Origin of the sequence: Robbsia andropogonis (assembly GCF_034047095.1) — a bacterium.
Taxonomy (GTDB): Bacteria; Pseudomonadota; Gammaproteobacteria; order Burkholderiales; family Burkholderiaceae; genus Robbsia; species Robbsia andropogonis.
Map to the genome: position 1 here is coordinate 93,802 of NZ_CP139170.1, position 14,042 is coordinate 107,843.

Here is a 14,042-nt window from a genome sequence, read left to right on the forward strand (position 1 = left end):
CCTTCGCCAGGGCATACCAGGCAGCCTCGATACATGGTCGATATATCAAACGATGGCGCATTCGACCGGCATCCTCTTCGAGAACGCTGTATCGGCGCAGCAACAACAAGACACCTTGACGCAGGCAGCGTCAAATAGGGGGGTGATGCAGATATATAGTATGGACATGATGGCAGGCGCGGCTGGAACGGAGAAGGTATCGCAGGGAGGATCGCGGACAACCTCACGAGCATGCTTGCTACCTTGCAAGCGTTTTAAAACCGTTAATGCGCCGCGTGCGCTAAACATTCCGCGATAGGAGAAACAAGATGACTTTTCCGACTTCCGTCAATAACCAGATTACCGATGCCGTCACGCAGTCGAATGTAAAGGTCGTGGGTGAGGCCCCGGCCATGGCGCTGGGATCGGTCTACGAGACGATGGCGCACTCCAGCGGTATTCTGTTCCAGAATGCGGTGTCTGCACAGCAACAGCAAAACACGCTGGCCCAGGCGGCCGACAATCAAGGTGTGATGCAAATCTATAGCGAGAACACCATGGCCGGGGCCGCAGCCACCGAGAAAGTCTCCCAGGGTGGCATTGCCGATAACCTGACCAGTCTGCTGACGGTATTACGCAGCCTCCCGCCAGACCAGTAACCGAACGCGGTCGTGACTTGAATGTGAACCGCGCGCTTGGCATTAGATACGGCACTTTTTCGGTATAAAGCCCAGCATATGACCAACGTGCGTTACCACCGGACAGAACGATCATCGATCGCATGAACTGTCGTCTTCCCTTATCTATCGCATCAATCCGACAAGCGCGCCCGAACCAATTGCAAATGTGCCGCTAATAACAAAAAGCGTTGGCAGCGATACGACACTTATTGCACTTGATCCAATCAAAGGTCCAATAACCAATGCAGCAAGCTGTGCACTACGTGCAGTCGCGCTAATCGTACCCAGCGCCTGTGGCGGCGATGCGGTTTGCATCACGACGCCGAACGTCATCTCGGTGATACCAAAACACGCGCCGTTTGCCAGCCAGATGATAAAGAGCGCCTCTTTCCCTAACGGAGCGCCAGCAAGCGCAGCTGCTCCCGGTAGCAATACCGTCACGCCAAAACCGATCAGGCCGGCCGTGGAAACGCATGTCATGTTCCAGGTAGCCAAGATTCGCCTAAATAACAGTGCTCCAATAATCCCCCCGGCTGCTGTACAGCTGACGATCTCGCCAAATGTCGACGCGGCAAATCCCTGCGCCCGGAGAAATAACGCGAGCATCGGATCGTATAAACCTAGTGTCAACGTTTGAACAAGCGATGCAATAAAGGCGTTTCTGAATTCGCGATGCCGCGCGAGAAAATTCCAAAGATCAAGGACACGAGGTTGCGTGCGTTTTACCGTGTTGTCGTCGGCGGACAGGCCGACATGCGCTAATAGCAACAGGAGCATGACCCCAAATAAAGCGAGCGTTGCGGAGAAAGCAAATCCTAGCAGGGGAACGTGAAGACCGGCGATGACAGCAGCAAGTAATGGTGCCATGATCTTGATACCTTGATCGATAAGCGTCATCCAACGCGCGTTATCCACAAACTGCCCGGGAGTCAGCATCATCCGAATAAGCACCTGCTCTGCCGGCATGGCTCCCAAATTGCTTAGCCCTTTCAATAACACAAAGAAAACAAAAATCCAGGCATTGGGCGCAAGCAGCAAACAAAGCGATGTGATGCTCCTGGCTAAATAGCTGTAGCGCAAAAAGATCAAGGGTGGATGCCTGTCTGCAAGACGTCCGAAGAACGGGCCGAGCAGCAGGCCAGGCAAACCATAAAGTGCGGAGGCAATGCCGATCGTCGTTGCCTCCGCGTGCCAAAAGTAGGTTAACGCTGAAAATATCAACGTGAAATCAACCCGAAGTATGACGGAACTATTGGCGCGAGCGAGGAGCAGGTAACGATATCCTCGCGGCCAGGCGAGCGGTGACGGTTCTTTCATCTGAATTGCTGGAACCGATGCGCATCTCGTACGTATATTTCACCGTCGATCACAAACCCGTCGAGGCCTACCTCCTCAGCATACGCAACGAGATCCGTAGTCCGGTTAATAAACCCTTTCCCGTTGAAATTCAAAGACGTGTTACAGAGTACGCCAACACCCGTTTCTAGTTTGAAGCTTTGGAGTAATTTGTGCAGTTTGCCGTTGTCGACTTGGCTTACTGTTTGCACGCGAGACGATCCGTCCACGTGCGTTATCGCACGTAGTGCTTTATTCCGTACAGTTGTGAAATAAAGCATCCCGCGCCTGTAGGCTTGTATTTCTTTGGAATACACCACTCGCAGTGGCACTATGCGGCAAGCTACGCCAAAGATATTTATTTTGATCGCTGGGTGCTGTCATCTTCCCCCACCGATCGCCCGCCCTAACGCATCGGCCCCGTCGTGCAACGCCGCGGCGATTCCCGGCTCGAACGTCCAATGTCCTGACGCATCGATCATCCGTAATTGCGAAGACGGCCACGCGGCGTGCAGGGCCACCGCCTGATCGGCGGGGCACACCATATCGAAGCGGCCATGCACGATGATGCAGGGGTGATCCTGCAACGCGTGCACGCGTGAAAGAAAATCCGGCGCGGGCAGTTCATGCGCCATGTAATGATGCTCGAGCAATGCCATCGACACCGCCCGCTGCTCGGCTTCTCGCGAACTGCCCCCCTCCACGGGCGCGGCCGGTGCTGGCTTCGGCACGGCGCCGGCATCCGCAGGCGTCTTCGGCTTCACGCTTCCCACCGACGACAGCTTGGCCTCGAACCCGGACCACGCCTTGGCGAGCGCAACGCCGGCCGCGTCGAAGCGCGATAGCGGCGCCGCGGCATATTCGAGAATCTGGTCGCGATTCCGAGGCCGCCGCCCGTCCGCGCGTTCGATCGCATCGAGGAATCGATCGTGCGCCTCCGGAAACACGCGCCGCACATCCCACAGGAACCAATCGATATCCTCACGCCGCGCCAGGAAGATGCCGCGCAGCAGGAAGCCGGTACACCGCTCGGGATGCGCGATGCCGTAAGCCAACGCCAGCGTCGTACCCCAGGAACCGCCAAACAGCGCCCATCTTTCAATACCCAGCGCGGTCCGCAATGCCTCGATATCACCGACCAGATCGCTCAGTCCGTTGTGTTCGGTCTTGCCGAATGGCGTCGACCGACCACAGCCGCGCTGGTCAAACAACACCACGCGCCATTTCAGCGGGTCGAAAAACTGCGCCCACGACGGATTCAACGCACCACCCGGCCCGCCATGAACGATCAATACCACAGGTGCATCGGGGCGGCCATGGGCACGCCAATAGATGGCGTGCCCATGACCTACCGGCAATTGACCATCGGCGAAATGGGGGAAGGTGACATCGTCGTTTGCAGCAGTCGTCATGGGCTATCCGGCATCGAGGTATCAACAGGTACCGCAACGATCGCCAAACCCGGCCAAACCAACTCATCGCCAGCGCGTGTCTCCGGCGCGATCGTCATTCACCCGTCAGTCTACCGTTAGCCGCGCATCCGCGCCGGATGCTGGCGTCGCACCAAAAGGCCAGCAAAACCCTGGCCTGCCGGAACGGCAAGCCGCGACCTGGTACACCCACGCGTCACGCGGAGATCGTCCACACAGCGGCGACCTTTTATCCCTCCACCTCGGCCGGCGCCACGGTCACCTCCCTCGGCGGCATCCTGTCCGGCATGACGGCGCCAAGCCTCAGCGCCTCGCTCATGATCTCCGACAGCACGGGCGTGGCGACGGTACCCCCTCCCCGCACCGCGCCCGTCGGGCCATCGATCATCACCGCCACCACATAGCGCGGATCAGTTTCCGGTGCCAGCCCCACCGCGGTGGCCAGATAGGCGTTTTTCGCGTATTGCTTGCCCGCCAGCTTCCGGGTGGTACCCGTCTTGGCCGCAATCGCGTAATGCGGCACGCGCGCACGCTTGGCGGAACCATCACCATCCACGCCTTCTCGCAGCATCCGCCGTACCGCCGCGGTCGTCTTTGGCGACAATCGTCTCTGCGCGGCATCGGCCTGCGCACCACGACCCGCGTCATCCCGCGTCGCCGTCGGCATCGTTTCCGCCATCGTGAGGCTCAAGGGCAATATGCGGCCCTCAGGGCCGAACATCGTGAAGGCGCGCGCAAGTTGCAGCAGTGATACCGAGAAACCATAGCCGTACGAGAAAGCGGCCTTGTCCGTCCCGCTCCAGGCCGACGATGCGCGCAAACGCCCCGAGGACGCGCCGGGAAACGGCAAATCCGGGCGAATGCCGAATCCCGCCGCCTCGAGCCCCTCGTGGACTTGCTCCGCGGTACCACGCGACATCAGCCGGATCATGCCGACATTGCTCGAATATTGCAGGACACCGCCCACGCTCAGCGCATCGCGCGGCATGGTATCACGCACGACAAAACGCCCCACCCGCTCCCAACCGGGCGATACATTGATGACGGTCTCCGGGTTCACCCATCTGCGCTCCAGCGCATTCGCCACGTGGATCGGCTTAACCGTGGAACCCGGTTCGAACTGATCGGTGATCACGCGATTGCGCAACGCATCACCCGTGCGGGCGCGCGGCTTCCCGGGATCGAAAGACGGCCAGTTCGTCATCGCCAACACCTCGCCGGTGCGGGCATCGAGCACCACGGCGCCGCCGCCTGCCGCACCATGCGCATGCACCGCTTGTTCCAGTGCCTCATAACTGGCCTGCTGCAACCGGGCATCCACCGTCAGTTGCAACCGCTCGCCCATCACCGGCTCACGCAATATCGTGTTATCGACAATCTCGCCCAAACGGTTGCGGATCACCGCGCGCGCGCCTGGGCGCGGCTGGAGTTGCTTGTCGAATGCGGCCTCGATGCCTTCCTGGCCCATGCCGTCAATATCGGTAAAGCCGAGCAATTGCGCGCTGGCGATGCCGTCCGGATATACCCGTTGCCACGCTTCCGATGTCCGCACTTCCGGAATCCCCAACGCCCGCACCTTCTCGGCAACGTCCAGCGGCACCAATCTTTTGAGATAAATGAAGTGCCGGTCCACTGCCAGCATCGCCTCCAGCCGATCCGGCGACAGGTCGAGCAGTGCAGCGAGCGCATTCCGCTTGTCGGCCCAGACTGTGTCGAAACGGGCGGCCACAAGAAATAACGAAACCGGTCTCATCGGACGTTGCAGCTTTTCGATTGCGACAAGCCGAACGAAACCCGGCGAACAGATTGCAAAGGTTCAACAACCCCATGCGGGCATCACGCCCGCATTGCTGTCATAAGCGTTTCTGAACCGAGTAACCGGATCACTCGCTTCATGTTGTACGCCAGCACGTGCAAGCTCATTTCAGTGCTCACTCGTTCGATGGTCCGCGTGAGGAAATGAGTGGCCCCCATCCATGCCTTAATCGTGCCGAAGGGATGCTCGACTGTCTCTCGCCGGGTACGCATTATCTCAGGAGCATGATCAAGTCGCGCCTGCATTTCCTCAACAAGGGTCTCGTGCTCCCAGCGGGTCATACGCCGCTCAGTGCCCGGCGTACATTTCTCTTTTAACGAGCACTGCTGGCAATTCGAACTCCAATACTTGCCGAGCTTCAGAGCACGCTCTATGGTCCAGCATCGCCAGATGAGCCGCTCACCGGCCGGACACCGATATTCGTTCGTTTCCGGGTTGTAAATAAAATCATCCCTGCTGAAACGGCCATGCGCCGTGGCGGTTGATGTCACCGTCTTTGCCACGAATACGGTGATGCCAGCTTCGTGGCATGCAAGTATCTCTTCGCTCTTGTAGTAGCCTCGATCCGCGATCGCAGTGAGTTTGCCTACACCCATTTCCGTTCGGGCAAGCTTCGCCATCGACGTCAGTTGATCACGATCAATGCCGTTGTTAGTTACCTCGTGCGCGACGATCAAATGGTGTTTCGTATCCACTGCCGTCTGGACGTTGTAGCCAACAACTCCGGTCCCACGCGTCTTCATTGAACGCGCGTCCGGGTCGGTAAGCGAAACCTGCTTGTCAGGTGTCGCGTTCAGTCGCACCTCGATCTCCTTGAGGCTTCGCATCTGCTCCTTCAAGGCCGCAATCTTGTCTTGCAGTCGCTCTGTCCTGACCTTCGCGACTGCCGGCTCCTGACGATCCGCTGTGTCCATTGCCTCGAGATAGCGAGCGATACTTGACTCGATGTCGCGCATGCGTCGTTCAAGCTTCGCGCTCGTGAAGTTACGGTCGCGGTGGTTCACCGCCTTGAACTTGCTGCCGTCAATCGCAACGATCGCTTCGGCGAAGAGGTCCAGACGCTGGCACAGCACGACGAACTGACGGCAGACGCTACGGATCGCTTTGCCGTTGTCTTTACGGAACCGCGCAATGGTCTTGAAGTCTGGTGCCAGGCGGCCCGTAAGCCACATGAGTTCGACGTTGCGCTGAGCCTCGCGTTCAAGGCGGCGGCTCGACTGAATACGATTCAGGTACCCGTAGATATAGATCTTGAGCATCACCTCGGGGTGATACGACGGCCGACCAGTCAACGCTGGTTCGACGCCTTCAAACCCAAGCTTACGAAGATCAAGCTCATCGACAAAGACATCAACTACGCGCACGGGATTGGTGTCCGTCACGTAGTCATCGAGCGCTTCAGGAAGGAGAGAGCTTTGTGTACGATTGTCGCCTTGAACGAACCGTTTCATGTTGCTCATCCTCGCTTTCGGATGGCAAATTTTAACGCATCCAAAATGCGTTTTGACACAATCTGGGCCGGCAATGGCCGCGCCAATGCCGACGGCATGGCGTACACGGTCCGTACCGGTTGGCTCATCGCCAGCAACCGGCCATGCCGGTCGACGATGTCACCACGTGCCGCCGGCATCGCCAGCTCGCGCGAGAACCGCTTGCGACCCTCGGCATCGTAGAAAGTCTGATCGATGACTTGCACCCAAAATGCCCGGGCGCCCAAACCGATGAACGCCAAGGTCAAGAGCGCCATCACCACCGCCGAACGCCAGCGCGGCAATCCGCCCGGCACCATTGGCGAACGCATGCCATGGGTCGCCCCTGAGCGGGTTGGCCGCCCGGAACAGGCAGACAAACCGGCCAGCAGCGGTAATACGTCGGCGGCAGCGCGTCCGGATGCGCCAATACGACCATCCACACGACCGTTTTTACCTGCCTTGCCACGCCCTACGCTGTGCTTCATGCCGTTCTCGTTTGCCATATCGTCGCCGCACATACTGCCCATCAGCCAGATAAACACCATCAGCGAACTGCCCAAATTGCATTAAGTCTAGCCCTATCGCGATGCCCCTGTCCGTTACATCGTGCGGCGTCGTGGCACGAATGCTGCATTCCTGTGCATTTCATCGATGGCGCGGGCGCGCCGTGACGGGCCACACGCACCATCAACCGCGCTCGGCAAACGGACGTCCCCCGTGCGGATGGCAGCCGTTTGCCTGACCGTGCCACCTTATTTTCCAGGAGCGACTGATGAATGATCCCAAACCCGTCGGCAAACTTGCCAACCAGGTGGCACTGGTGACCGGTGCCAGTTCCGGCATCGGCGCTGGCGTGGCAACGGCGCTGGCCAAGGAGGGTGCCGCGGTCGCCGTCAATTACCACGCCAATGCCGACAGCGCGCATGAGTTGGTCGACGAAATCCGACGTGCAGGTGGCCGTGCCGTCTCGATAAAGGCCGATGTCGGCCAGCCGGACGATATCGCACGCATGTTCGCGACCGTCCACGATCAGTTGGGGGACGTCGATATCGTCGTTGCCAATTCAGGCATCCAGAAAGACGCGCCATCGATCGATATGACGCTGGAAGACTGGCACAAAGTCATCGAGACAAACCTGACCGGCCAGTTCCTGACCGTCCAGGCCGCGGCGCGAGCCTTTCTGGCACGGCAACGGAAGCAACAGTTTCCCGATGGGCACCCGCCGCACTCGAAGGCGCTGGGCAAGGTGATCTGCATGAGTTCCGTCCATGACGTCATCCCGTGGGCAGGGCACGTGAATTATGCCGCTACCAAAGGCGGGATCAACATGATGATGCGCACGCTTGCACAGGAATTCGCACCGAAGAAAATCCGCATCAACGCCATATCGCCAGGCGCTATCCGTACGCCAATCAACCAGGAGGCATGGGAAACGCCGGAAGCGCTGGAAAAGTTACTGCGTCTGGTGCCGTACAAGCGCATCGGCGAGGCGGAAGACATCGGTAATGCCGCAGTGTTCCTGGCATCGGACGAAAGCGATTATGTCGTTGGCACGACCCTGTACGTTGATGGCGGCATGACCTTGTATCCGGGATTTGAAGACAATGGCTGATACAAACCGGCCGCGAGGCGCATCCACGCAAAAAGGTCCCGCCGCGCGAGACGGCGCCACGGATAACCATTCGGCATCCGATGCGTCATTCGGCACCCCGGATGACACGCCGCGCGGTCCGGCGAACATCACACCGGTAAGCGCCGCCATCGGAGACCATGGCGTGGTCGGCAACATGCGCACGCTTGCCTTGGTCAGCACGGCAGCACATATCGATTTTCTCTGTTATCCGGCATTCGACTCCCCTACGGTGTTCGCGTCACTGCTCGATGCGGAGCGCGGTGGCCATTTCGCCATTGCACCGCGCTTGCAACGGCCGCGCGTGCGTCAGATGTACCTGCCGGAGACGAACGTGCTGTTGACGCGCTTCATGTCCGAAGAAGGCGTTGTCGAGATCGTCGATTTCATGCCGTTGCATACCGGACGCAACGACGGCAATCATGCCCCCGGCACGAGTGTGCCGCAGGAAGGGCACGCCGCGCCGCAATGCACCGAGGCCAATCAGCTGATCCGGATCGTATCCATCATTCGCGGCACGATTGGATTCGACTTGCTTTGCGCACCCCGCTTCAATTATGCCCGCACGCCGCACGAGACCACGCAAGACGCACACGGCGACGTACTGTTCATCCCGTGTTACGACGACGCGCCACCACAGGACGTCGCGGCCGCATCGGACGGCGTGGGCGCCCCCGCGCAAGACCGCATCCGGCAACCACCATTGCGGCTGAGTGCATCGGTGCCGCTGTCGATCGCCAACGGCGACGCCTGCGCGCACTTCGCGCTGAGCGAAGGAACACGCGTGGCATTCGTTTTTGGTGCCGACGACGACGGCCTCGGGCAAGGTGCAACGGGCGACATTGCCCGTGCGATTCATAGCCCGGAAGCGGATATCAATGCGTCACTGGCAATGCCCTCACCATCGCGCGCCCCAGCCTGCGGCAAGGCATCGTCACACGAGGAAGGCGAAGGACGCCGGTCGCCTGCGAACGACGAAAAGGGCATGATGTCCCCCGGACGGCAAACACTGGCGGCGATCGTGCCGTGCCTGCATGCGACGATTGCCGGATGGCGCGCCTGGAGTGATCGCGCAACCTGCCGCGGCCGCTACCGTGAAATGGTGACGCGCTCGGCGTTGCTGTTGAAATTACTAAGCTCGCGCGACCACGGCGCCATCATCGCTGCCGGGACCTTCGGCCTGCCCGAGACAACCGAAGGCCATCGGCGATGGGACTATCGATACACCTGGATTCGTGACGCGGCATTTTCCATTTATGCGCTGATCCGGCTGGGCCACGCGGACGAGGCGGATGCCTTTGTCCGCTGGATGAACCGGCGCGCGGATCATCCGGATTTCGATGGCCGTCTCAAGGTGGTCTATGGCCTGGCCGGCGATTGTCCGTCGGAGGAAGTGGCACTGGCATCGCTTGCCGATGGGCACGCTCAGCAGCCACCGCTTATCGGCAACGCCGCGGCCGACCAATTGCAGCTGGATATCTATGGCGCGTTGATGGACGCGCTTTACCTGGACAATAAGTACGGTACGCCCATCTCCCACGACGGGTGGCGTAATGTGACGAAGATGATCGAGTATGTCGTCGAACATTGGCGTGAACCGGATGCCGGCATTTGGGAGTTCCGCCCCGGCAACCAACCCCTGCTGCATTCGCGGCTGATGTGCTGGGTGGCCGTTGACCGTGCGCTGCGGCTGGCGGCCAAGCGTTCATTGCCGGCGCCGGTCGAGCGCTGGACCGCCGTCCGCGGCGACATCTACGACGATATCTTCACCCACTTCTGGAATCCGGATCTGAAAGCGTTCGTCCAATCCCGAGGCGGTAACCGACTGGATGCCGCGGCATTGATGATGCCGCTCGTCAAATTCATTTCGCCAAAGGACCCCCGCTGGCTCAGCACACTGGATGCGATCGGACGCGAACTGGTCGTGGACCCGCTGGTCTATCGTTATCCGCCAGACGGCGGCGATGGCCTGGACGGCAGCGAAGGTAGCTTCCTCGCCTGCAGTTTCTGGTATGCGGAAGCGCTGGCGCGGGCCGGACGCGTGGATGAGGGACGACTGATTTTTGAGAAAACGCTCGGCTATGCGAATCACCTCGGTTTGTATTCCGAGGAGCTATCGGCCGCCGGTGAACCGTTGGGCAACTTCCCGCAATGTCTGCCGCATCTCGCGCTGATCAGCGCGGCGTATGAGCTGGACCGGAATCTCTAGGCGGTGTGATCTTCAGCACGACGTGGACAGTCCCTCCCCTGTCAACCAATCGCGCGGCTGAAGGTATCGGGTGGTAAAAAGCGCTTCCACGGAGCCCGGCTCGGGCGCCCAGTCGTACCGCCAAATCGGATTCGGGGGCATCGACATCAATATTGCATCCGTGCGCCCGCCGCCTTTCAGGCCGAAAATGGTGCCGCGATCCTGCAGCAGGTTGAATTCAACATACCGTCCGCGCCGGTAGGCCTGGAAGTCGCGTTCGCGCTCGCCATAGAGACGATCGCGTCGCTTCTCGATGATCGGCAGATAGGCGCTCAGGAAAGCATCGCCCACCGCGCGCAGCAGCGCAAAGCTGCCCTCGAAACCAAAATCAGCGAAGTCGTCGAAGAAGATGCCGCCCACACCGCGCGGCTCATTGCGATGCGGCAGATGGAAATACGCATCACACCATAGCTTGAATGCCGGATAAAGCTCCGCGCCGAACGGCGCCAACGCGTCGGCACAGGTTTGGTGAAAGTGCCGGATGTCGTCATCGAAACCATAGAACGGGGTCAGGTCCATCCCGCCACCGAACCAGAAAGTCGGTGCTTTGCTACTCCCCGCCTCCGGCTGCACGATGAACATCCGCACGTTCATATGCGTGGTAGGGCAGTAAGGATTGCGTGGGTGCAGCACCAGTGAAACGCCCAGCGCCTCGAAAGGCCTGCCCGCCAGGTGGCGACGACCGGCGCTGGCGGATTCCGGCAATGCCGCCCCACGTACCTGTGAGAAATTGCAGCCGCCCCGCTCGAAGAAACCCCCTTCCTCGATCACCCGGGTAATGCCATCCCCCTCCAGCACGTCACCTGCCGGTCGCGTCCAGGCATCCTCGCGGAACGGCTGGCCATCGGCTTGCGTCAAGGCATCGACGATACGGGTCTGCAGTTGCAAGAGGTAGGCACGGACAGCGGCGACGTCGGGCGAGAGTATGGCGCTGGTCAGCGACGCGTCCGGTATCGACGTGTCCGCCGGGGACACGTCGGCCGCGAGCCAATTGGGTCCCGACGAGACGCGGGCGCCACGCGACGGCAGCACCACGGCGGGCTGGACCCGCCGTGATTGCAAGGCCGCGGTGCGGCGAACGGAGGACGAAGCGGACGGCACGGACATGATCGGACGCGCCGCAAAACGGCGCCTCGCCAAAGGACATGACTGTCAGTCTAGCGGGAGGGTGCAACAGCGATGTTGATATGGGTCAAGATAGACGCGGATCCCGCATCGCGTGGCGCGAATCGACGGCTCATGGGTCCGGCAAGAAGCATCCGGCCCCCGATAGGCCCGCATGCTCGTGGTTTTCCACCGTCTCCTCAATCGCCCAGATCGTCGAAGAGCCCGTGCTTCACGGCATAGCGGATCAAGGCCGCATCGGTCGTCATCGCCATTTTTTCAAGAATGCGCGCTTTGTATGTGCTGACGGTTTTCGGGCTGACGTGTAATGCCGCCGCAATCTCATTAATGCTCTGGCCCGCGACAAACCGTCGATACACGTCCAGCTCCCTGTCCGACAGCGTGTCCTGTGGCGGCGGCCCGTCAGCATCGTTCGCGCCGCGCGTCAGCGCCACCGCCATGTTTTCCGCCATCGCCATGCTCACATACGGATGTCCACCGGCAACACGCGATACCGCATTGACCAATTCCGTCGATGCGCTTTCCTTCGTCAGATAGCCATTCGCTCCGGCCTTAAAAGCCCGCAACGCGTACTGGCGTTCCGCATGCATCGTCAATACCAGGATCTTCAACGCCGGCCGCATCGCGCGGATCTTTGGAATCAAATCCAGTCCGTTCCCGCCAGGCATCGACAGGTCCAGCAACAAGACCTGTGCAAAGGCCTGGTTGACCATGGCCAGCGTGCTTTCCGCATCCGCCGCCTCGCCCGCTATCTCGAAGCACCGCGCTTTCCGCAGGATATGACCCAGCCCCTCACGGACCAAGGCATGGTCATCGGCGATCAGCACACGAATAACCACGGGATCAGTGCCGATTGCATCAAATGTGCCTTTGTTATCCGGGGCACCGATACCATCGGCCAATGTCCCGCCGTTCATCGCGTCTCCTCGCGGGCAATGGCCGCAGATGGCACCGTCACGCAGATCACAAACCCATTATCGAACATCACCGCGGTGTCCCATGCCGCCTTTGGCCATGGTTCATGGACGCCTTTATCGTCCATCTCCCACACCCTTTGCCTCACTTCGGCAGGGCTGCCGTAACGCAAGACGCCGCCCATCAACGTGGCGCGCTCACGCATGCCGATCAAGCCGAACGATCCGCGCGCATGCGGCCCCCCGGCCGACGACGCATGGGGCGGCGTATTCGATCCGCCCACCCCCACGCCATTGTCCGCGACCCATATGCGATAACACGGCTGGAGCGGTGCGTCGGGGGACGGCGCGGCGGTCGTCCGTTGCAGCGTCACGATGGCGCGCGTCGCGTTGGCATGTCGTCCGATATTGGTCAGCGATTCCTGCACGATCCGGAAGATCGCCGTGGTGGCATTATCGGTAATGGGCCAGTCGTCCGCATCGTCGGCAGTGGCCTCGCTTCCTTCGACGGCGAGGCCCTCTCCCGATGCTCCCGAACGAACCGTCACGACGATGCCATGCCGCCGGCGCCACTCACTGGCAAGCCAGTCGATGGCGGCCACCAACCCCAAGTCATCGAGCATCACCGGGCGTAAATCGGCGGCAATTCGACGGACGGCCTGCACCGTATCGTCGATCAGGCGCTTCATTTCCGACGTGCGACCTCGCCATCGGTGCAACGCAGTCTCGGAACGCGACGCTTCTTCGTCCAGATCCGCCTCCAACAACGACAGATCGACTTTCAACGCCGTGAGACGTTGTCCGAGATCGTCATGCAGCTCGCGCGCGATACGCGACTGCTCATCTTCTCGCGCCGCTTGAATACTGGCGGACAGGTGGCGCAATTCATTGCGTGATGCTTGTAGTTCGGCCCTTGCCTGCAAACGCGCGGTGATATCGCGCAACAGCACCGTGTACACACGGCGCCCGGTATCGCCGGAACCGTCACCGTCGCCGTGTTCTTCGCCACCGCGCCTGCTCGCGTCCCCATCCTGGCTACCCGGCCCGGCGCATTCGACGAATTGGGAAATCGATGCCTCGATGGGAAACTCGGTGCCATCGGCACGCAGGCCGAACAACGGCCTGCGCTTGCCCATTTGCCGTTCGCTAATGCCCGTCACGCCGAACTGCCGCACCTGCTGTGCATGCGCATGCCGGTACCGTTGCGGAATGAAGCGCTCCAACGAGGTGCCTATCGCGTCCTGTGCGGTACAGCCAAACAACTTTTCCGCGGTCGGATTGAAAATCAGGATCGTTTGCGCCTCGTCGATCGTGATGATGGCCTCGGATGCCGAGCGGATGATGCCTTCGAATTGGCGCTGCATATCGCCCGCGTTGGCAAACGGCGGGAGCGGCAACGCGGCATGCGGCGTG

At 60.5% G+C, this 14,042-nt stretch carries 12 protein-coding genes and 1 pseudogene; 4 read left to right on the forward strand and 9 right to left on the reverse strand.

The features are described 5' to 3' along the window. The first annotated feature begins 52 nt into the window (after positions 1 to 52). Together SJQ66_RS14025 and SJQ66_RS14030 are read left to right on the forward strand one after the other, a co-directional pair. Positions 53 to 298, forward strand: coding sequence for a RebB family R body protein (locus SJQ66_RS14025; RefSeq protein ID WP_260843878.1), 246 nt, complete (start codon positions 53 to 55; stop codon positions 296 to 298). A 10-nt stretch (positions 299 to 308) separates the two neighbouring features. Continuing rightward, positions 309 to 638 carry a RebB family R body protein gene (locus SJQ66_RS14030; protein ID WP_024904995.1) on the forward strand — a complete coding sequence of 110 codons (330 nt, stop codon included), beginning with the start codon at positions 309 to 311 and terminating at the stop codon, positions 636 to 638. Positions 639 to 782: 144 nt separating this feature from the next. Here the strand turns inward: SJQ66_RS14030 and SJQ66_RS14035 are convergent, their stop codons facing one another. The 6 genes from SJQ66_RS14035 to SJQ66_RS14060 form a co-directional block, all read right to left on the reverse strand. Then, on the reverse strand, positions 783 to 1,976 hold the full coding sequence (locus tag SJQ66_RS14035; RefSeq protein ID WP_253464241.1) for an MFS transporter: 1,194 nt from the start codon (positions 1,974 to 1,976) through the stop codon (positions 783 to 785). Then, a complete protein-coding gene (locus SJQ66_RS14040) occupies positions 1,973 to 2,275 on the reverse strand; it encodes a carbamoyltransferase C-terminal domain-containing protein (RefSeq protein WP_320534909.1) in 303 nt (100 codons plus the stop codon). The genes SJQ66_RS14035 and SJQ66_RS14040 overlap by 4 nt, the downstream gene beginning before the upstream one ends. A gap of 99 nt (positions 2,276 to 2,374) precedes the next feature. Next, positions 2,375 to 3,406 (reverse strand): alpha/beta fold hydrolase, encoded by a 1,032-nt coding sequence (locus tag SJQ66_RS14045; RefSeq protein WP_320534910.1) that lies wholly within the window; start codon positions 3,404 to 3,406, stop codon positions 2,375 to 2,377. A gap of 247 nt (positions 3,407 to 3,653) precedes the next feature. Then, positions 3,654 to 5,177 carry a peptidoglycan D,D-transpeptidase FtsI family protein gene (locus tag SJQ66_RS14050; RefSeq protein WP_320534911.1) on the reverse strand — a complete coding sequence of 508 codons (1,524 nt, stop codon included), beginning with the start codon at positions 5,175 to 5,177 and terminating at the stop codon, positions 3,654 to 3,656. 83 nt (positions 5,178 to 5,260) lie between these two features. Beyond that, complete coding sequence (locus tag SJQ66_RS14055) at positions 5,261 to 6,691, reverse strand: IS1182 family transposase (RefSeq protein ID WP_224028112.1); 1,431 nt, start codon at positions 6,689 to 6,691, stop codon at positions 5,261 to 5,263. Between the two features lie 5 nt (positions 6,692 to 6,696). After that, complete coding sequence (locus SJQ66_RS14060) at positions 6,697 to 7,257, reverse strand: hypothetical protein (protein ID WP_320534912.1); 561 nt, start codon at positions 7,255 to 7,257, stop codon at positions 6,697 to 6,699. A 227-nt stretch (positions 7,258 to 7,484) separates the two neighbouring features. Between SJQ66_RS14060 and SJQ66_RS14065 the strand changes: the two genes are divergently transcribed. Both SJQ66_RS14065 and SJQ66_RS14070 read left to right on the forward strand, forming a co-directional pair. Beyond that, the gene (locus SJQ66_RS14065; RefSeq protein ID WP_024904991.1) at positions 7,485 to 8,324 is read left to right on the forward strand and encodes an SDR family oxidoreductase; all 840 of its coding nucleotides are present in this window, start codon (positions 7,485 to 7,487) and stop codon (positions 8,322 to 8,324) included. After that, complete coding sequence (locus SJQ66_RS14070) at positions 8,317 to 10,551, forward strand: glycoside hydrolase family 15 protein (protein WP_320534913.1); 2,235 nt, start codon at positions 8,317 to 8,319, stop codon at positions 10,549 to 10,551. The genes SJQ66_RS14065 and SJQ66_RS14070 overlap by 8 nt, the downstream gene beginning before the upstream one ends. Positions 10,552 to 10,563: 12 nt before the next feature. Here SJQ66_RS14070 and hemF read toward each other — a convergent pair whose 3' ends face one another. The 3 genes and pseudogenes from hemF to SJQ66_RS14085 form a co-directional block, all read right to left on the reverse strand. Further along, positions 10,564 to 11,697 carry an oxygen-dependent coproporphyrinogen oxidase gene (gene hemF, locus SJQ66_RS14075; RefSeq protein WP_096335617.1) on the reverse strand — a complete coding sequence of 378 codons (1,134 nt, stop codon included), beginning with the start codon at positions 11,695 to 11,697 and terminating at the stop codon, positions 10,564 to 10,566. 197 nt (positions 11,698 to 11,894) lie between these two features. Continuing rightward, entirely contained in the window at positions 11,895 to 12,632 is a 738-nt protein-coding gene (locus tag SJQ66_RS14080; RefSeq protein ID WP_024904988.1) for a response regulator, read from the reverse strand. 167 nt (positions 12,633 to 12,799) lie between these two features. After that, positions 12,800 to 13,975: pseudogene (locus tag SJQ66_RS14085) on the reverse strand (PAS domain S-box protein); the annotation flags it as partial. Positions 13,976 to 14,042: the final 67 nt, after the last annotated feature.